General features: G+C 63.5%; 18 protein-coding genes. 14 read left to right on the top strand and 4 right to left on the bottom strand.

The features are described from left to right. Nucleotides 1–289 precede the first annotated feature (289 nt). Both WH367_RS15315 and WH367_RS15310 read left to right on the top strand, forming a co-directional pair. Nucleotides 290–1,897: an alkaline phosphatase D family protein gene (locus tag WH367_RS15315; RefSeq protein WP_339536741.1), complete on the top strand. Its 1,608-nt coding sequence runs from the start codon at nt 290–292 to the stop codon at nt 1,895–1,897. 150 nt (nt 1,898–2,047) lie between these two features. Then, nucleotides 2,048–2,452: a VOC family protein gene (locus WH367_RS15310; protein ID WP_339536740.1), complete on the top strand. Its 405-nt coding sequence runs from the start codon at nt 2,048–2,050 to the stop codon at nt 2,450–2,452. An 18-nt stretch (nt 2,453–2,470) separates the two neighbouring features. Here the strand turns inward: WH367_RS15310 and WH367_RS15305 are convergent, their stop codons facing one another. From WH367_RS15305 to WH367_RS15290, 4 genes are all read right to left on the bottom strand, one after another. Continuing rightward, complete coding sequence (locus WH367_RS15305) at nt 2,471–3,334, bottom strand: methylglyoxal synthase (RefSeq protein WP_339536739.1); 864 nt, start codon at nt 3,332–3,334, stop codon at nt 2,471–2,473. A 169-nt stretch (nt 3,335–3,503) separates the two neighbouring features. After that, nucleotides 3,504–4,775 (bottom strand): YeeE/YedE family protein, encoded by a 1,272-nt coding sequence (locus WH367_RS15300; RefSeq protein WP_339536738.1) that lies wholly within the window; start codon nt 4,773–4,775, stop codon nt 3,504–3,506. A gap of 91 nt (nt 4,776–4,866) precedes the next feature. After that, nucleotides 4,867–5,823 carry a sulfurtransferase gene (locus WH367_RS15295; RefSeq protein ID WP_339536737.1) on the bottom strand — a complete coding sequence of 319 codons (957 nt, stop codon included), beginning with the start codon at nt 5,821–5,823 and terminating at the stop codon, nt 4,867–4,869. A 249-nt stretch (nt 5,824–6,072) separates the two neighbouring features. Next, nucleotides 6,073–6,615 (bottom strand): cysteine hydrolase family protein, encoded by a 543-nt coding sequence (locus WH367_RS15290; protein ID WP_339536735.1) that lies wholly within the window; start codon nt 6,613–6,615, stop codon nt 6,073–6,075. A gap of 426 nt (nt 6,616–7,041) precedes the next feature. Here WH367_RS15290 and WH367_RS15285 point away from each other — a divergent pair, with 426 nt between their 5' ends. The 12 genes from WH367_RS15285 (at nt 7,042) to WH367_RS15230 (ending at nt 19,154) form a co-directional block, all read left to right on the top strand. Continuing rightward, on the top strand, nt 7,042–7,947 hold the full coding sequence (locus WH367_RS15285; protein ID WP_339536734.1) for a hypothetical protein: 906 nt from the start codon (nt 7,042–7,044) through the stop codon (nt 7,945–7,947). Nucleotides 7,948–8,268: 321 nt separating this feature from the next. Beyond that, entirely contained in the window at nt 8,269–9,441 is a 1,173-nt protein-coding gene (locus WH367_RS15280; protein WP_339536733.1) for an NADH:flavin oxidoreductase/NADH oxidase, read from the top strand. A gap of 45 nt (nt 9,442–9,486) precedes the next feature. After that, a complete protein-coding gene (locus WH367_RS15275) occupies nt 9,487–10,467 on the top strand; it encodes a LysR family transcriptional regulator (protein WP_373604899.1) in 981 nt (326 codons plus the stop codon). 313 nt (nt 10,468–10,780) lie between these two features. Next, the gene (locus WH367_RS15270; RefSeq protein WP_339536732.1) at nt 10,781–11,908 is read left to right on the top strand and encodes a LacI family DNA-binding transcriptional regulator; all 1,128 of its coding nucleotides are present in this window, start codon (nt 10,781–10,783) and stop codon (nt 11,906–11,908) included. Between the two features lie 118 nt (nt 11,909–12,026). Next, nucleotides 12,027–12,698, top strand: coding sequence for an amino acid ABC transporter permease (locus tag WH367_RS15265; protein WP_339536731.1), 672 nt, complete (start codon nt 12,027–12,029; stop codon nt 12,696–12,698). A 20-nt stretch (nt 12,699–12,718) separates the two neighbouring features. Continuing rightward, nucleotides 12,719–13,360, top strand: coding sequence for an amino acid ABC transporter permease (locus WH367_RS15260; protein WP_116925378.1), 642 nt, complete (start codon nt 12,719–12,721; stop codon nt 13,358–13,360). 181 nt (nt 13,361–13,541) lie between these two features. Then, nucleotides 13,542–14,333: a transporter substrate-binding domain-containing protein gene (locus WH367_RS15255; RefSeq protein ID WP_373604931.1), complete on the top strand. Its 792-nt coding sequence runs from the start codon at nt 13,542–13,544 to the stop codon at nt 14,331–14,333. A 141-nt stretch (nt 14,334–14,474) separates the two neighbouring features. Then, the gene (locus WH367_RS15250) at nt 14,475–15,230 is read left to right on the top strand and encodes an amino acid ABC transporter ATP-binding protein (protein WP_021027999.1); all 756 of its coding nucleotides are present in this window, start codon (nt 14,475–14,477) and stop codon (nt 15,228–15,230) included. 191 nt (nt 15,231–15,421) lie between these two features. Next, a complete protein-coding gene (locus WH367_RS15245) occupies nt 15,422–16,234 on the top strand; it encodes a sugar phosphate isomerase/epimerase family protein (protein ID WP_339536730.1) in 813 nt (270 codons plus the stop codon). A 49-nt stretch (nt 16,235–16,283) separates the two neighbouring features. Then, the gene (locus tag WH367_RS15240) at nt 16,284–17,234 is read left to right on the top strand and encodes a sugar kinase (RefSeq protein WP_339536729.1); all 951 of its coding nucleotides are present in this window, start codon (nt 16,284–16,286) and stop codon (nt 17,232–17,234) included. Between the two features lie 23 nt (nt 17,235–17,257). Continuing rightward, nucleotides 17,258–18,247, top strand: coding sequence for a 2-hydroxyacid dehydrogenase (locus tag WH367_RS15235; protein ID WP_339536728.1), 990 nt, complete (start codon nt 17,258–17,260; stop codon nt 18,245–18,247). 151 nt (nt 18,248–18,398) lie between these two features. After that, nucleotides 18,399–19,154 (top strand): siderophore-interacting protein, encoded by a 756-nt coding sequence (locus tag WH367_RS15230; RefSeq protein WP_339536727.1) that lies wholly within the window; start codon nt 18,399–18,401, stop codon nt 19,152–19,154. Nucleotides 19,155–19,157: the final 3 nt, after the last annotated feature.

The raw sequence follows: 19,157 nt of genomic DNA, 5'->3' as shown, positions 1-19,157 counted from the left end.
GCCTAGCGGCTACCGGTGTTGATACGCCATTGTGGGGTGCGCGGATGCTTATTCAAAGAATGAGATATCAAAGCTCACTTGCTGAATTGCGCAAGTAATACCGTCCACACAAGCCCGCAAAACGCAGCCGGCCGTGGCTGCATCTGCTGCTGTCCAGCATAGAAAATGCTACTAATACTATAGCTTTCATCGCTGAAGCAGAAAGCGTTAACACGCTGTTTCACGCTTCATCCCGGTGTCACAGGCCCTGGCTATCGTGGCGTTTTTTGCTGCCACCGGTACCGCCACCATGACCTCCCACGACCCTTTAGCCCGCCGCCGCTTTCTGCTCTCTTCCAGCGCCATCGCCGGCACGGGCCTGCTGCCCGGCATCCTGCGCGCGCAAACGGCGCCCGCCGCCATCACCCAGGATGCCGCGCGGCCGATGCTGCTGTCGGGCCTGCAAAGCGGTGATGTGCTGGCCCACAGCGCCATCGTCTGGGCGCGGGCCAGCCGCGAGGCGCGCATGCGGGTGGAATGGTCCACCACCAGTAGCTTTGCCCAAAGCACCCTGGTGCGCGGGCCCGATCTGCTGCCCGATAGCGATGGCACCGGCCGCGTCGATCTGCAGGGCCTGCCCGCCGGGCAGGACATCTTCTACCGCGTGCTGCTCGATGACCTGGCCAGCAGCAACACCCGCAGCCCGGCCGTGCTGGGGCATTTCCGCACCCCGCTGGCCAGCCAGGGCCCTGCCACCCGCCCCTTTCGCCTGGTGTGGAGCGGCGATACCGTGGGCCAGGGCTTTGGCATCAACGAGGGCATCGGCGGCATGCGCATCTATGACGAGATGCGCAAGGCCAACCCCGATGTGTTTTTGCACAGCGGCGACACCATCTATGCCGACGGCCCCATCGCCGAGACCGTCGCGCTGCCCGATGGCAGCACCTGGAAGAACCTGGTCACGCCCCAGGTCGCCAAGGTGGCCGAGACGCTGGACGAATACCGCGGCCGCTACCGCTACAACCTGATGGACCGCAACGTGCGCGCGCTGGGCAGCGAAGTCGCACAGATCTGGCAGTGGGACGACCATGAGGTGACCAACAACTACTCAGACAGCAAGAGCGTGGCCAACGACAAGCGCTATACCGAAAAGAATGTGCAGCTGCTCACGGCCCGGGGCCGCCGCGCCTTTATGGAATACGCGCCCATGCGCCCCTTTGGCACGGCCGAGCAGCAGCGCGTCTACCGACACCTGCCCCAAGGCCCGCTGGCCGATATCTTTGTGCTGGACATGCGCAGCTACCGTGGCCCCAACAGCCACAACCTGCAGGCCGCTGAAAGCGCCGAAACCGACTTTCTCGGCCGCCCCCAGCTCGACTGGCTGCTGGCGGGCCTCAAGGCCAGCACCGCCACCTGGAAGCTGATTGCCGCCGACATGCCCATCGGCCTGTTTGTGCCCGACGGCAAGGACGCCCAAGGCCGCGACCAGTGGGAGGCCATTGCCAATGGCGAGCACGGCGTGCCCAAGGGGCGCGAGCTGGAGATGGCGCGCCTGTTGAAGGGCATCAAGGATGCAGGCATCGACAACGTGGTGTGGCTCACCGCCGATGTGCACTACACCGCCGCCCACCACTACAGCCCCGAGCGCGCGCAGTTCAAGGATTTCGCACCGTTCTGGGAATTCGTCTCCGGCCCCCTCAATGCCGGCGGCTTTGGCCCCAATGAGGCCGACCAGACCTTTGGCCTCGATGTCGTCTTTCACAAGGCGCCGCCCAAGGCCAACTCCGCCCCCAGCGAGGGCTACCAGTTCTTTGGCCAGCTCGATATCGACCACCAAAGCCGGGCGCTGACCGTGGTGCTGAAGGACCTCAACGGCGCCGCGCTCTACACCAAGACACTGGCGCCGCAGCAGGCCTGAGCCACGGGCCGCGCGCCATAACGGCCAGCCGCAGACGCCATGGGGCGCTGCGGCTTTTTGGCATGGGGCACCGCTTGCAACGCCCAGCACCGAGCACCGCCCAGCTTGGGCGCATACTGCCCCCTGGAATCCACTTTTGGAGCAAGCCCTATGCCTACCACCACCTCTCTGGTCGATGCCCTGGACCACCTGGTGCTCACCGTGCACAGCATCCCGCGCAGCATTGCCTTTTACGAGCGGGTGCTGGGCATGGAGGCCCAGGAGTTCAAGCCTGGCCGCCATGCGCTGCACTTTGGCCGGCAAAAGATCAACCTGCACGAGGTCGGCCATGTCGTCGACCCGAACGTCAAACATGCAACCCCTGGCTCTGCCGATATCTGCTTTCTGACACGCATGCCCTTGGCCGATGTCATCGCCCACCTGCAGCGCGAGCAGGTCGCCATCGTGCAGGGGCCGGTGCGGGCGACGGGTGCGCAGGCCACGCTGCAATCGCTGTATTTCTACGACCCGGATGAGAACCTGATCGAGGTGGCCAACGAGGTGCAGGCAGGCTGATTTCTGACGAGGTAGGGCTTAGCGTTTGACGGCCGCATCGCACCAGCGCTGGGCCACCGCTGGCGAGGTCATGCACACCACCTCCTGGGTGACGGTCGTCACCGCCCGCTCCAGCAGCTGGATATCGGCCTCATGCTGGCGGGCCACATGCGGGTCTTCAAAGAAGATCGCGCGCTGGCAGCGGCGCTCCAGCACCAGGTCGGCAATTTGTGCGTCACCTCCCAGCGGGCCGCTGTTGAAACGGTCCACCCAGGGCTTGTCAACCGGCCAGCCCTTGCTCCAGGCCAGCTCGTTGAGCTTTTGGCCGGTGGTGCCGGTGCCCACGCGGCGGCGGTAGCGCGAGAGCAGCGCAAAATTGCGCTCGCAAAAATCCAGCATCGCCGGCTTCATCGCATCGTGGGCGATCAGCGCCAGGGTCTGGTTGCCATAGTCGTGCAGGCGGTCGGCATGGCGGTCGGGCGCCAGCCCGGCATGGATGCGTTCCATCTCCACCCAGTCGCGCGCGCTGGCTGCGGTGGAGATAAAGGGTTTGCCGTGGATTACGCACTGGCGCTTCAAGGCCAGTGCTTCGGGGAAGATCGACGACGGGTCCACCGGGTCAATCAGGTAGATCGCGCCATCGAGCACGCGGTTGTCACCCGGCATGCCTACGACCTCGGCCACCAGCTTCATCAGGCCGCCTTCGCGGCCATAGGGGTAGCGCACCATGCCCTTGTAGCCTTTGAGCATTTCTGCCGCTGCAATCGCGTCATAGGTGCGGCCCACCGCATGGAACCCGATGTTCAGCTCCCGAATCCCCTGCTCGCAGGCGCGCAAAAAGCTGAACAGTGCAGCATCCTCGTTCTGGTGGTGCAAACGGTTGGCGGCAAGGCCTAAAAGCATGGTCAATCCCGTGGGTGTGGCAAGCGAGTGGAAATATAGCGCCAAAACCACAGCTCGGGTGTGACAGCCGACTGGCGCAGGGGCTCAATGCACTACCAAGTCCATAGCATCAAGCCACCGGATCACAGCCAAGCAACTGCCTTTAACCCGGCATGCGCACCCTGCCCCATCAAGCCCGGCTCGCCCACCAGGTCTGCAGCCTAAACCCCAGCCACAGCACCAGCAGCATGGCCGCGCCAAACACCCAGCCGCTCAGCGCACCCGCCATGCCGCCGGACAGCAAGGTGCCCACGGTGCAACCAATACCGGTCATGGCGCCCCAGCCCAGCAGCACGCCGCCGAGCAAACCCCGGCCCGCATCCCGCCCGGTGGGCAGGCGCGGGCGGAACTGGCCGCTGGCAAAAGCGGCGATAAACGCGCCGGCCAGCAAGCCCAGCAGCACCAGCGCATTGGGCGTGGCCCAGGTCGCAGCAGGCAAGGTGGCGCAGCCGGCAAAGCCATCGAGGCCATTGAGCCGATCAGGCACCCAGCCCTGGCTCTGCAACGCGCCGCGCACCTGGCTGCCGAGCAAGGCCGTCACGCCTAAAGGCCGCATGCGCACAATGGCGGCGGTGGCAATCAGCCCCACCAGCAGGCCGCCCAGGGCATAGTTCCAACGCCCTTGCCAGAGGCTGCGCCACAGCGCGGGCAGGCTGCGCGGCGCCGCTGCTGTGGGCGCTGTAGCCAACGGCAGGCTGCGCTGGCGCTGCTGCACATGGCGCTGCCACACCCAGGCCGCCCAAGCCGCCAGCACGCCCAGCTGCAGCAGCAGCGCGCCGCCATAGCCCAGGTGCTGCGGCAGCCAGACGACGGGCGCATCGGCCACCGCCAGGCTGTAGAGCGGGTTCCAGGTCTGAAAGCCCAAGGCGAAGCCCAGCGCCGTGCCCAGCAGCGCAAATGGCGATGCGGCCGATCCCTCCGCCAGCCGGTACCAGTGCGCGCTGATGCAGGAGCCCGACACCAGCATGCCCGCCCCAAAGGCCAGGCCCGCCAGCACCAGCACCCAGCTGACCGGGCCAATATGCATATCGGGCGGCAACTGCCCCGCCTGCGGGTTGGGCACCCAGCTGCTTTGCACCACCGTCATGCCCACAAGCCCCACGGCCAGCGCCAGAATGATCGCCAAAATCCCGCGCGGGTCATCGCGCTGCAGCCAATCGCGCGCATGGCAGTAAAAGCAAAAGCGCGAGCGCTGCAGCACCACCCCCAGCGCCAGTCCAATGGCCAGCGCAAACACCAGGGTGCGCCCGCCATCGCGCTGCAGCAAGACCTGCTGCAAGGGCCACAGCGCCAGCAGCAATACCGCCGCCGTCACCGGCTGCCAATAAGCACTGAGGCTCCCGGCCGCGCGCTGCCCGGCAGCAGTGCCCGCACCTCCCAAACCCCCACTGGAATCAGTCATCGCATTCCATCCAAAAAAATGCCCGCGCAAGGCGGGCAGTGAACACAGGACCGAGCCCATGCGGAGACATTCAATACACCAAAGAATCGGCTTACTTGGCTGCCCAGATCGTGCCGGCCGGGTTGTTGATCGGCACGCCGACGCTGTTGCCGTATTCGGTCCAGGAGCCGTCATAGTTCTTCACCTGGTAGCCCAGGATCTTGCTCAGCGCAAACCAGGTATGGCTGCTGCGCTCGCCAATGCGGCAGTAGGTGATGATGGGCTTGCTGCCGTCGATGCCGGCATCGGCATAGAGCTTTTGCAGATCAGCCCGCGATTTGAAGGTGCCGTCTTCATTGACCGCCTTGCCCCAGGGCACATTCACCGCGCCAGGGATATGGCCGGCACGCACGGCCAGCTCGGGCACGCCGGCAGGCGCAAACACCTTGCCCTGGTATTCGTCGGCCGAGCGAATATCCACCAGCTGCGTGGCGCCCTTGCCCTCTACCGCCGCCAGCGCATCACCCAGGCGGGCTCGCAAATCGGTGTTGACCTGGCCCACACGGTAGGTGGTGGCGGCGTAGTCCGGTGCGCGGTTGTTCAGCGCACGGTTTTCGGCCTCCCACTTCTTGCGGCCGCCATCGAGCAGCTTCACGTTCTTGACGCCATACACATCAAACACCCAGGCGCCCCAGGCCGCAAACCAGTTGTTGGTGTCGCCGTAGAGCACCACGGTGGTGTTGTCGCTCACGCCGCCCTTGGAGAGCAGCTGCTCAAACGCCTCCTTGCTAACAATGTCGCGGCGCACCTTGTCATTGAGGTCGTTGTGCCAGGAGAAGTTGACCGCACCCGGAATATGTGCCCGCTCATACAGCCCCGGGTTCACGCTCACCTCGATCACCCGCACATCGGGCCGCTGCAGGTTGGCCGCCAGCCATTCGGTGCTGACCAGCGCGCCCGCAGGCACCGCTTGCGGCGTGTTGGCAAAGGCAGGGCTTGCGCCCCAAACGGTTGCCGCGATGGTGCCGGCAATCAAAACGCGCCAAGGCGCTGCTGTGCGGATAGTCATGCTGTGTCGTCCTTCAGGTCATGGGAGAAAAGGCTGCCATCACGGCAGGGCCTGCTTGCACTGTGCCGGTTGCAAGCAGCTACTCCAACTGAGGAATGCGCAGATGCATATGTGATCTGCGCGCTTGACAGTGGCCAAGCATGAACGACCTTGGTACAGCGCTAGCGTGCACTGGGCTGGCTGCTTCCACTTTGGGAGCTAGAACGACTCTCCAGCGCCCTGCACTTGCACCAGCAAAGCCGGGGTTTTCTAAACCGAGGTGACCGAATCCGCCCACTGCTGCGCCGTCTGCAGCCGCGCACGCGGGCCAAAGCTGCTGGTGCTGCTGAGGGTGATGTTGTGGTGCGCAATCACCTGCTGCGGCGTAACGGCGGCATTGCCGCAAGTGGTGTGCGCATCCTCCAGCAGTACCACCGGGTAGCCATGGCGCAGCGCGGCGCGCGTGGTCACATCCACGCAGTACTCCGTGTGCATCCCGCCAATCACCAGCTCCTGCACGCCCAGGTTTTGCAGCATGGGCAACAGGTCGGTCTTCCAGAACGCATCGCCGGTGGTTTTGTCCAGGGTCAGGTCGGTGCTCTCCACCTGCAGACCCTCGGCCAATTGCCATCCGGGCGTGTCGGCCTCCAGCCCAGGCTCGGCATGGCGCACCCAGATGATGGGGGTGTTGGCCTGGCGCGCAGCGGTGGTGACCTGGTTGATGCGGGCTATCAGGGTGGGGCAGTCCCATGCGGCGTTGGGGCCGGTGCAGAGGGATTGTTGGATGTCGATGAGGAGGAGGGCAGTAGGCATGGTTTTTTGATAGGCCAGCATTAACGGCCTGGTGGAGGTCAGCCAAGGATGATTGGCATACCAAAGTATACGTTCATCCGGATTATGGATATCCAGCAGATACCAAATTAAAGCTCTTATTACTTAGATATCGAGACAACGGCGTCAACCCTTTTTAGAAAATGGTTATATTTATACTGGAAATTTACACAATCACATCAGCTCACAAATACTTATATTACAGATTGATAGCTTAATTCAGTCACTCCTCGGCGCAGATTCATATCGACAAGCATCGAAAAAATTACATCTTCATGCACAATGAACGAAGACTCTATTCGATACAAAAGGAATCTTGGCACAGACTCCTCACACGTTCTCAATACCATTTCATAGAAATAATACCAATGGGTAGTACACTTGCTTTTGCAACCGTGTCAAACATCCATGAAAAAATTTACCACTCGGAAAACCTTACAGCTCCACACAGATGGTTCGATGGCAGCTATGCGTAATTATAAAAATCCAACACTTGCCTTCATATTTATTGTAGGAATATTTATTTTGGGAAGTATTTTTGTACTTATCACCCATGATAGCCTCCAAGACAAATCACCTATTCAGGATCCGGGAGCATCTCAAAATGCCAGCAAGCTATTGACCAATGAACTCCCTAGCCCGATCGCCGACACGCCTTTGCGAGAAGCAGATCCATCGACCTATCCTGGTCTGCAGACCATTAGACAAATGAAACGCGACAGGCTTTTTGACTATTCGCGATCAGGCAACTTCGCAGATACCCACCAAATTTTAAAAAATGCATTAGCCGATGGTTTGATCAGTGACAAGGAATACTACGGCGAGCTTGCACACATGCTCTATGCACCTGTTGCGAATGCCCATAATATCATTGCAGAGATCATCAAATCCAACAATGATTATGGATTTGAAGTGATGGTATCAAATCTTCAAGAGAACTATGAATTAGCAAAATCAATGAGCATAAATGAACGCAAACATATTTTTGACTTATTGAACAAAAACAAGCCCGAGATGGTCAGCGACATGAGTCTACTGGGGGTTGGCAGCGTTTCACAATACGCCAACTGGGTCGGTTCGCTCAGGGCTTTTTCAACCGAAGAAGTATTTGTCAAAAACCTCAACGACCTTGTTGAAAATAGAATATCAGATCCCCGAGAAGCGTTTGGCCTGCATGAGATTATTGTGGAAAAGAATTATGCTGAAAAAATCAGTAATTCAGCATTTGGAAAATATAAATTTCTCATATCAACCTACAAAGCGAGCTATCCCGAGAACAGGATGGCAGAGTTGATGTCTTCCGGTAATTGGTAAACCCGCTTCTACGCAGGAATGCCTCCAGCCCAACGTCCACCAAACGGCCTACTGGCGAGTATTCCGCCGTGCAGCAGCTCAGCATGCCTACAAATTCATCGCTGTATGCATAACCTGCCTTCAAACGCTCGGCACCCTCCCGCATTGCGGTCTCTCTCCTGTCCCCAACAGGTCAACCCTCCACTATCCCCCACCGCACCCAGGTTTGAATATGGGACTACGCTGTACCCCGTTCCTGCAACCTGTCGATGCAGCCGCGCTGCGCATGCTCTGCCGCTGCGCGCATCACTTGCGGCGCATTGACCCAACAGACACCCACCCATGCAAAGAACTACCGACCCTTCGCTGACCACGCCAACCCCCGCCAGCAACCCCGCCCCCTCGCAGCTGTTCCAGCCCCTCACCCTGTCCCAGCTCCAGCTCCCCAACCGCATCGTCATCGCCCCCATGTGCCAGTACTCGGCGCAAGAGGGCAATGCCAATGACTGGCATTTGATGCACTACGGCAGCCTCGCGGTATCGGGCGCGGGCATGCTGGTGCTGGAGGCCACGGCGGTATCGGCGGTGGGGCGCATTACCGATGCGGATCTGGGCATTTACTCGGACGACAACCAACAGGCGCTGGGGCGGCTGATGGGGTCGCTGCGCAAGCTCTCGGCGATTCCGGTCGCTATTCAGCTGGCCCATGCGGGCCGCAAGGCGTCGAGCCACCTACCCTGGGAAGGGGCAGCGCAAATTGCGCCTGATGCGCCCCGGGGCTGGGTGGCGCAGGCGCCTTCGGCCATTGCCCATGCGGCGGGCGAGGTGCCGCCGGCCGAGATGACGCCTGCTGAGCTGGCAGAGGTGAAGGACGCGTTTGTGGCAGCGGCCAAGGCCGCCGATGCGCTGGGCATTGATGGCATCGAGATCCACATGGCCCATGGCTACTTGCTGCATGAGTTTCTCTCGCCCCTGTCCAACACCCGCAGCGACGCCTATGGCGGCAGCCTGGAGAACCGCCTGCGCTACCCGCTGGAGGTGTTTGCCGCCGTGCGCGCGGCCGTGCCTGCGGCCAAGCCGGTGTGGGTGCGCATCTCCGCTTCGGATTGGGCGCCGGGCGGCTGGGATATCGATGGCTCGATCGCGCTGGCCCAGGGGCTGAAGGCGCTGGGTTGCAGCGCTATCCATGTGTCCTCGGGCGGGCTGTCGACCGCCCAGCAGATCCCCGTGCAGCCGGGCTACCAAGTGGGCTTTGCCGAGGCGATCAAACAGGCCACGGGCTTGACCACGATGGCCGTCGGCTTGGTGACCGAGCCTGCGCAGGCCGAGCACATTGTGGCCTCGGGCCAGGCCGATGCCGTCGCCATTGGCCGCGCTGCCTTGTACGACCCGCGCTGGCCCTGGCATGCGGCCGCCAGCCTGGGCGCGCAGGTGGATGCACCACGCCAGTACTGGCGCAGCCAGCCGCGTGAGTTCAGCAAGCTCTTCCGCGGCGCAGCGGTAGGCGTGCGCTGAGTAAACACCGAGGGCAAAGGCGCCCAAAGCCGCTAAGCTATGCGGATGCCTGCCCGCCCTCCCGTGTTTGCCTCCCCGCCCCACCCCCCAGCTGCAGCCCGCCGCGCCCGCGCGGTGCTGGGCCAGCTCAGCGATATGGATTTGCGGCTGCTGCAGGTCTTCAAGAGCGTGGTGGAGTGCGGGGGCATGTCGGCCGCCGAGCTGGAGCTCAATATCGGCACGTCGACCTTGAGCCGCCACATGAAGGACCTGGAGACCCGCCTGGGCATGGTGCTGTGCCGGCGCGGGCGCGCGGGCTTTGCGCTCACGCCGGAGGGCCACCAGGTGTACGAGGCCACCTTGCAGCTGCTGGGCGGCGTGGATCTGTTCCGCAGCCGCATTGACGATATCCACGCCCGCATGGGCGGCAATCTGGAGATCGCCATCTTCGACAAGACGGTGAGCAACCCGCAGGCCCAGATCCACCGCGCGATTGCGCAGTTCCACGGCCAGGCGCCGGATGTGAACCTGCAGCTGCATGTCAGCTCGATCAACGCGATCGAGCGCGGCCTGATGGATGGGCGTTTCCATGTGGGCATCATCCCGGCGCACCGCAGCTCGGCCAGCCTGGTCTACCGCGATCTGTTTGCCGAGAACATGCAGCTGTACTGCGCCGCCGGCCATGACCTGTGGGAGCAGCCGCATGAAGACCTGGACTGGGAGCAGCTGCGCAGCTACCCCTTTGCCGGCCTGGGCTACCACTCGCCCAATATGGAGCTGAGCCACAGCGTGCGGCTGCCGCGTGCGGCCACCGGGTTTGACCAGGAGTCGATTGCCACCTTGATTTTGTCCGGGTGTTTTTTGGGATTTCTGCCGGACCACTATGCCGCCAGTTTTGAAAACCAAGGTTTGATGCGGGCTGTGCGGCCAGAACGCTTCCAATACCGCTGCCAATTCGTGGCCATGTGGCGCTTATCGCCCGCGCCGAGCCGTGTGGCGCAGGCCTTCATCGACTGCCTCCTCAACGCCCACACAGCACTTGACTAAGTTGCTATGAAATTAACTTATCCACAGAAACCGGCTTCCCGGTGTGCATTTCTTCTCTAGAGGGAGATTGCAGGGAGTTTCTCGCGCAACGACGGCAACATTGCACAAAATTATCCACAGGCGCCAAGTCGGAGAATCCTGACAAGTGCGGCGATCCGACCGGCCGATGTAGCGGGCCTGGACAATGCAACCGCACCCTGCGCCCGCCACCGCACCTGCGCGACTGACCCGAGCGCGCTGCGGTCATGCCAGCGCCGGGCCAGGGCGGTTCGGCGCTACCATCGCTACCGTAACGACCACCCTGGACCGCCCCGTGCCCAAGCCTGCGCCCACCGCCACTCCCCAGCGCCCCAACCCGCCCGGCGCAGCCAAGCCTGCCGCCCCCAAGGCCCGGGCCACGATTGCCGATGTGGCGCTGGCGGCCCAGGTCTCCAAGGCCACGGTCTCGCGCTACCTCAATGGCCGCACCGACATCCTCACCCCCGACATGGCCAAACGCGTGCAGGAGGCCATTGCCAGCCTGCAGTACCGGCCCAGCCCGATGGCGCAGGCGCTCAAGCATGGCCGCACGCGCCTCATTGGCCTGGCGGTAGCCGATGTGACCAACCCCTTCTCCGTAGCGGTGCTGCAGGGCGCAGAAAAAGCCTGCCAGGCCGCTGGCTATTTGCTGGTGCTGTTCAACCTGGGCAATGAGGCCGGGCGCGAGCGCGATGCCATGCATGCGCTGTCGGCCTACCAGCTCGACGGCATGATCCTGAACCGCGTGGACACCAGCGCCCAGCTCTGGCAGGACGCACAGCTGCACGGCAAGCCCATCGTGCTGGTGGACCGCTTCCAGGAAGGCATGGACGCCGATTTTGTGACTGTGGACAACCCCGGCGTGATCCAGATCGCGATGGACCACCTGCAGCAGCAAGGCTTTGACGAAGTGCTGCTGGTGACCGAGCCGATTGCCGATGTGAGCTCGCGCACCGCGCGCCAGCAGGCCTTTGCCCACTACCTGCAAGACCTGCAAGGCCAGGCCGGCACGCGGCGCGGCCAGCCCGCCGCCATGCAGGGGAAGGTGTGGGAGAGCACGCCGCACAACGCCAACGCCTTGCAGCAGCACCTGCAGCAGTGGCAGCAGCAGGCGCTGCAAGCGGGCCGCCACCCCGCCGTGCTGGCCGGCAATGCCGTGGCCAGCCTGCGCGTGGCCACCGCCGTGCATGCGCTGGGCTGGGTGCCCGGGCGTGAGCTGGGCATCATCGGCGTGGACGAGACCGACTGGGCCGCGCTGGTGGGCCCGGGCCTCAGCACCGTGGCCCAGCCCACCGATGCGCTGGGCCAGGCGGCAGCTACGTGCCTCATCGAGCGCATCCAGGGCCTGCAAAGCCCCGCCCGCACAGTCGAGTTACCAGGCACCATCATTGTGCGCGGCTCGACAAAATCCCCAAACCATTGATTCACAACCACTAAAAACAGCGTTACGCACCAAACTAGGGCAAACCCTAGTAATCGTTCCGTAACCTTGCGCTAAACTGCGGCGCTACTGAAACCGGTTTCAAAAGCGCCGCATCGCCATGAACTACACGTTCCAATTCGACCAGGTCCTGGCAGCCTGGCCGCAGCTATTGCAGGGCACCTGGGTGACCATCCAGCTGTCTCTTCTCGCCATGGTCATCGGCCTGGCCGTCGCCATCGTCTGCGCCTGGGGCAAGACCTCGGGCCCAGCGCCGCTGCGCTTTGTCATCAATGCCTATATCGAGCTGATCCGCAACACGCCCTTTTTGGTGCAGTTGTTTTTCTTCTTCTTTGCGCTGCCGGCCATCGGCCTGCGCTGGTCGCCCCAAACCGCCGCGCTGGTGGCCATGGTGGTCAATCTGGGCGCCTATGCGACCGAGATCATACGCGCCGGTATCGAATCCATCCCCAAGGGCCAGATCGAGGCCGGCCTGGCACTGGATCTGAAGCGCTGGGAGATCTTCCGCTTTGTGATCCTCAAGCCCGCGCTCAAGACCATCTACCCGGCGCTAACCAGCCAGTTCATCCTGCTGATGCTCAGCTCGGCCGTGGTTTCGGTGATCTCGGCCGACGACCTGACCTCGGTGGCCGCCAACATCCAGTCCGAGACCTTCCGCAGCTTTGAGGTCTACATCGTGGTGGCCGCCATCTACCTGCTGCTGTCGCTGGCCTTCAACCTGCTGTTCAAGCTCATCTACCAGATGGCGCTGAACTACCCAGACCGCCGATAAGCCCCCTCGGAGAACAAGAAATGCGTACTTTTGGTTGGCCCGAGTTGTGGTTCATCGTGGAAGCGGCCAAGTGGACCGTGGCCCTGTCCCTGATCGCCTTTATTGGCGGCGCCCTGGTGGGCCTGGTGATTGCGCTGTCGCGCACCTCCGAGAACGGCCTGGCGCGCGGCATTGCCACCGCCTTTACCCAGATTTTTCAGGGCACGCCGCTGCTGCTGCAGCTGTTCCTGGTGTTCTTTGGCGCGCCCATTCTGGGCTTTGAGATCAACCCCTGGGTGGCAGCCGCTGCGGCGCTGATTCTGAACAGCGGCGCGTTCCTGGGTGAGATCTGGCGGGGCTGTATCCAGGCCGTGCCACGCGGCCAGTGGGAAGCGGCCGAGGCCTTGTCGCTGTCCTACTTCTGGCGCATGCGCGCCGTTGTGCTGCCCCAGGCGATGAAGATTGCCGTGGCCCCCACCGTGGGTTATCTGGTGCAGATCATCAAGGGCACGTCGCTCGCGGCCATCATCGGCTTTACCGAGATCACCCGCGCCGGCCAGATCATCAACAACGCCACCTTCCAGCCGATGCTGGTGTTCGGTGTCGTCGGTGCCGTTTACTTCATCCTGTGCTGGCCACTATCTTTGTGGGCCGGCCGCCTTGAGAAGCGCCAAGCCAGATGAACACCCCCCTGAGTCGCTTACGCGCCTTCCCCCCAGGGGGACGACGCCCTCGCTGCGGGGCGGCCCTTGCTCGGCATCCCGCCGATGGGCCCTGCTGCAACGACGCGGGTGCTTCTTACGTTTGGCCTGTTTAATCCCTTTCCCTTCTTGCTGCGTTAATAAACCCTTAGGAGACATGAGCATGCAGATTTCCCGCCGCACTTTCACCTCCGCTGCTGCCGCCCTGGCTGCCAGCGCCCTGTTGCCCCTGACCGCATCGGCCCAGTCGCTGGCCGATCTGAAGAAAAAGGGCAAGATTACGATCGGCATGCTGGTGGACTTCCCGCCCTACGGCATCCTGAACGGCAGCAACCAGCCTGACGGCTACGACGCCGATGTGGCCAAGCTGCTGGCCAAGGAATGGGGCGTGACCGCCGAGATCGTGCCCGTGACGGGCCCCAACCGCATCCCCTTCCTGCTGACCAACAAGGTCGACATGCTGATCGCCTCGCTGGCTATCACGCCCGAGCGCGCCAAGCAGGTGCTGTTCTCCAAGCCTTACTCTGCTGCTTCGATCGTGCTGTACGGCGCCACCAAGACGGCCATCAAGGGCCCGGAAAACCTCAAGGGCCTGCGCGTGGGCGTGGCCCGTGCCTCCACCCAGGACGTGGCCGTCACCAAGGCTGCGCCAGAAGGCACGCAAATCCGCCGCTTTGACGACGACGCATCGGCCATGCAAGCGCTGCTGTCGGGCCAGGTCGATGCCATCGGCTGCTCGGTGACCGTGGCGGCCCAGATCGCCAAGCGCGCACCGGCTGGCCAGTTCGAGAACAAGTTCCAGCTGCTGCAGCAGAACATGGCCGTCGCGCTGCGCCCTGGCCAGGACGAAGTGGCCGAAGCCGTGAACGCCTTTATCGCCAAGAACACCGCCAATGGTGAGCTGAACAAGCTGTACCAGAAGTGGTTGGGCGCCGACCTGCCCAAGCTGGACTAACCCTAGAACGGGCTACCCCCTGAGGCGCTGCGCGCCTTCCCCCTGGAAGGGGGACGACAGCACCGCTGCGGGGCGGCCCTTGCTGGCTGTCTCTTAGCTCGGGCATGCCAGTGTTGCAATCATCTTAAAAACGACTGCTTTATGACGACCCCCTCGCAAGCACCCATCATTCGCCTCCAAGGCGTCGAGAAATGGTATGGCAACTTCCAGGTGCTGACCGATATCAACCTCGACGTGCGTGCCGGCGAGCGTATCGTCATCTGCGGGCCTTCGGGCTCGGGCAAGTCCACGATGATCCGCTGCATCAACCGGCTTGAAGCCATCCAGAAGGGCCAGATCACCGTGGACGGCACGGACCTGACGGGTGACAGCAAGGCGATCGACACCATCCGCAAGGAAGTGGGCATGGTGTTCCAGCAGTTCAACCTGTTTCCGCACCTGACGATTGTCGAGAACTGCATGCTGGCGCCAATGCGCTCGCGCGGCCTGAGCAAGGCAGAGGCGCAGGAGCGCGCGATGCACTACCTGACGCGGGTGCGCATTCCGGACCAGGCGGACAAGTACCCCAGCCAGCTGTCGGGCGGCCAGCAGCAGCGCGTAGCGATTGCCCGCGCGCTGTGCATGGCCCCCAAGATCATGCTGTTTGACGAGCCCACCTCGGCCCTCGACCCCGAGATGGTCAAGGAAGTGCTGGACACCATGATTGGCCTGGCCGAAGACGGCATGACCATGCTCTGCGTGACCCATGAAATGGGCTTTGCCCGCAGCGTGGCCGACCGCGTGATCTTCATGGCCGATGGCAAGATCATCGAGCAAGGCCCACCGGCCGCGTTCTTTGACAACCCGCAGCACCCCAAGACCCAGCAGTTCCTGGGCCAAATTCTGAGTAATCACTGACACCCCCTGAGGCGCTTCGCGCCGTCCCTGAGCTGCGGGGCGGTGCGGCCGGCGAGGCCCTTGCTAGGTGTGCGCCGATGGGCCGCGCCAGTTTTTGAGAACGTGCGAAGTTACTGCAGATTGTTTGCTCACTTATCAATAGCTGTCAACGCTTGGTATACGGGCGTAAGCGGCCAAAAAATACGAAAACCATGGCCTTGTCTTTGCAAAACGCGGGCTCGCCCGCGCTGATCTCCCTCACCTCGTTCGGCAATGCCGAAGTGCGCCGCCACGGCCAGCTCTACTTTGCCCAGCTCTCGCACCGCGCCGGTGCCAACGGCTATGAAGTGCGCGAAGAGCTGCTGCTGAATGCCGCCCAGGAACTGCCCGCACTGGCCGCCTATGGCCGCGCGCACCAGCTGGACCTGGTCTACTCCTGCCCCCAGCCGCTGTTTGCGATGGATGGCAGCCTGAACACCGCCGCCGTGCAACACGCGATAGCAGCCAGCCATACCTTGGGCGCCACCTGGCTCAAGATGTCGATCGGCGGCTTTGCCAGCCAGTCCGTCGCGCATTCGGCCCAGGGCTTTGCGGCGCTCAAGAGCGCCATCGATGGCGCGGGCCTCACCTTGCTGATCGAGAACGACCAGACCACGGCCGCCGGCACGGTGCAGGCGCTGCAGCGCTTTTTTGCTGCTGCCGATGCCGCGGGCCTGGTCTTGCCGATGACCTTTGACATGGGCAACTGGCACTACCTGGGCGAATGCGCGCTGCAAGCGGCCCAGCTGTTTGGCAGCCGCGTGGCCTATGTGCATGCCAAGGGCGTGCAACGCCTGCCCGCCAAATGGGTGGCCGTGCCGCTGGCCGAATCGGCCGCCGCCTGGCGCGCGATTTTGCGCGCGCTGCCCAGCGATGCACCCCGCGCCATCGAGTACCCGCTGATCGGCGACGACCTGGTCGCCGTCACCCAGCAGGAGCTGGCCGTGCTGCGCGATGCCACGGCACTGCAGGCGAAGGCCTCCTGATTAGCTCCCAACAAACCAAAAGCCAACAGCACCCAAGAGAGACACGGCCATGACCACCAAGACCTTTGACGTCGCCACCTTTGGCGAAGCGATGATGCTGCTGATTGCCGACCGCGCCGGCCCGCTGGAGAACGCCGAGTTCTTTACCAAACGCATTGCAGGCGCCGAGATCAATGTGGCCACCGGCATGGCACGCCTGGGCTTCAACACCCACTGGGCCAGCCGCCTGGGTGCCGATTCGATGGCGCGCTACCTGATCAACCAGATGAAGAGCGAAGGCGTGCACTGCGAGCATGTGGTGCTGGACCCGGCGCAAAAGACCGGCTTCCAGATCAAGGGCCGTAGCGATGATGGCAGCGACCCGCAGGTGGAATACCACCGCAAGGGCTCGGCAGCGAGCCTGATGACCCCGGCCGACATCGACGAGCCCTGGCTGGCCTCGGCCCGCCACCTGCATGCCACCGGTGTGTTTGCCGCGATCTCGCAGACCAGCCTGGCCACTGCCCAGCGCACACTGCAGATCGCCCGCGCTGCGGGCAGCACCATCTCCTTCGATCCCAACCTGCGCCCCACCCTGTGGCAGGACGAGGCCACGATGCGCCGCGAGATCAATGCGCTGGCCGCTGGCGCGGACTGGGTCTTTCCCGGCCTGGCCGAAGGTGAGCTGCTGACCGGCCACAAGACGCCCGAAGCGGTGGCCCGGTTCTACCGCGACCAAGGCGCAAGCCTGGTCGTCGTCAAGCTGGGCGAAGCAGGCGCTTATTACGATGACGCCCAGGCCGGCACCGGCTATGTGGCCGGCTGCCCGGTCGAGAAGGTCGTGGACACCGTGGGCGCCGGCGACGCTTTTGCGGTGGGCGTTATCAGCGGCCTGCTCGATGGCCGCTCGGTGGCAGATGCCGTCAAGCGCGGCTGCTGGATTGGCGCGCTGCAGGTGCAGGTGCTGGGCGACTCCGAAGGCCTGCCGACCCGCGCAGCCTTGACCGCCGCCGGCTATTGATTTCAACGCATCCAGGAGCAGCCATGAGCAGCACCCGCCACCAGATTTTGGTTTTTCGTGAACTGCCCGAGGACCAACTGGCCCGCCTGCAAGCCGCGCATGACGTGACCGTGGCCAACCCGCGCGTCGCCGCGCAGCGCGATGCCTTTTTTGCAGCGCTGCCCCAGGCCCAGGCACTGATCGGGTCGAGCTACCCGATCACCGATGCGCTGCTGGACGAGGCACCGCAGTTGCGGGTGATCTCCAGCATCTCGGTGGGCGTGGACAACTACCCGCTGGCATCGCTGCGCGAGCGCGGCATTGTGCTGTGCCACACACCGGGCGTGCTGACGGAGACGACGGCCGACACCATCTTTGCGCTGCTGATGGCCACGAGCCGCCGCATTCCGGAGCTGGCGATGTATGTGCGCTCGGGCCAATGGCAGCGCAATATTGGCGAAGACCTGTTCGGCTGGGATGTGCATGGCAAGACGCTGGGCATTCTGGGCATGGGCCGCATCGGCATGGCACTGGCACGGCGCGCGGCGCTGGGCTTTGGCATGCGCGTGCTCTACAACAACCGCAGCGTGGTGCCCGAGAGCGAACTGGGCGCGCTGGCCGGCCATGTGCACTATGTGGCGCGCGATGCGCTGCTGCGCGAGGCAGACTTTGTCGTCTCCGTCGTGCCATCGACCCCCGAGACCAAGCACCTGCTGGGGGCTGACGCCTTTGCGATGATGAAGCCCAGCGCCATCGTCATCAACGGCTCGCGCGGCGCGATTGTCGATGAGGCCGCGTTGCTGCATGCGCTCGATACCGACCAGATCCGCGCCGCCGGCCTGGATGTGTTTGCCACGGAGCCACTGCCGGTCGAATCGCCCCTGCGCACCCATGCCAAGGTGGTGGCGCTGCCGCATATCGGATCGGCCACGCACGAGACTCGCCACGCGATGGCCGAGCTGGCGACCAGCAACCTGCTGCAGGTGCTGGCGGGTGAGAAACCAGCGGGTGGGTTTGATCTGAGCCAGGCCTGAGCCCCCAGCGGCGCCATGGGCTGCGCCGCGCGAGACGGGATGAGGGAGGGCGCACCCGCATAATGGCCGCCAGACCTTCCGATGCTGGCCGCCCGCGCGTGGCCAGCGGCCACCTCTTTCGTACGATTTCGTACCGTCTCTAGACTGCGGCATGCCTTCCACGCTCCAGGTTCTCTCCCTCGCCTCCCCCTCTGCCGGCTACCGCCGCATCCGCTTTGCCGGCGCGCAGTTGGCGCCCTTTTGCCAGCACGACAACATCCACTGCCGCCTGGTGTTTCCGTCGGCGCTGGATGCGCAAGACAACAGCGCCAGCAGCACACGCGTCTACACCGTGCGCGCCTTCGATGCCGATGCGCAATGGCTGGAGATTGATTTTTTGCTGCATGCCGATGCCGGCCCGGGTGCCTGCTGGGCCCAGCAGGCGCAGGTGGGCGACCGGGTCGAGATCCTCAAGCCCGGCGGCCGCACAGCCCGCATGGCCGACTGGATGGTGCTGGCCGGTGACGACAGCGCACTGCCCGCACTGGCCCGCATCGCAGAGCAGTTGCCCGCCAGCACACGCGGCCATGTGGTCTGCGAAATAGCGGACCCGCAGGACGCCATCGACATACCCCTGCCAGCCGGCATGCAGTGGCACTGGCTGTACCGCGCAGGCGCAGCAGCCGGCAGCGGCGCGCAGCTGCAGCAGGCCGTGCAAGCACTGGATTGGAGCGCCGCACAAGCCACCGAAGGCGCCAGCCGCTTTTTGTGGGTAGGCGCCGAATTTGCCACCGCGCAGGCGCTGCGCGCCTGGGCCGTAGACAGCCTGGGGCTGGGCAAGCAGGAGCAGCTGATCGTGGCCTACTGGCGCCGGGGCATGAGCGAAAACGAGCTGCGCGCGCCCAAGCCCGAGCTGGAGAAAACCTAGGCC

Source organism: Comamonas sp. MYb21, from assembly GCF_037479395.1.
Classification (GTDB): domain Bacteria; phylum Pseudomonadota; class Gammaproteobacteria; order Burkholderiales; family Burkholderiaceae_C; genus Comamonas.
Note: the sequence above shows the minus strand (reverse complement) of the source record. Positions and strands in the feature narration are given on the sequence as shown.